Source organism: Affinundibacterium seohonense (genome assembly GCF_014284305.1).
GTDB lineage: Bacteria > Pseudomonadota > Gammaproteobacteria > Burkholderiales > Burkholderiaceae_D > Undibacterium > Undibacterium seohonense.
In genome coordinates this window covers 1-255 of sequence record NZ_JACOFW010000127.1, presented here as the reverse complement: position 1 = coordinate 255, position 255 = coordinate 1, and the positions used below count along the sequence as shown (strand labels likewise).

The following is a 255-nucleotide window of genomic DNA, read 5'->3' as shown; positions in this document are numbered from 1 at the left end:
GTCGAAGTACTTCTTTGGTATGAAGCAGGTATTTGCACTGATAAAAGCAGCGTGTGTTGACCCTTTACAGTGGCAAAGCGGTATGAAGCCGAGATTCGTCAGTTCGTTCGCACGTCTATCCGTGATTAGTACTGTAGTAGGACATAGCTGCACTGTCATTCCTGACATGTTTTGATATTGGTAGAGCGGCAAATTTTCAACTAGCCCACCATCTTCAATGCCATGTATCGCTGCCGTCCAGTGATAGATTGAGAA

At 45.1% G+C, this 255-nt stretch carries 1 protein-coding gene; it reads right to left on the bottom strand.

Annotated elements, in window-relative coordinates:
- Nucleotides 1-249: type VI secretion system contractile sheath domain-containing protein (locus H8K52_RS20845; protein WP_343044270.1), on the bottom strand; the 249-nt coding region annotated here is incomplete at its 3' end.
- Between the last annotated feature and the right edge of the window lie 6 nt (nt 250-255).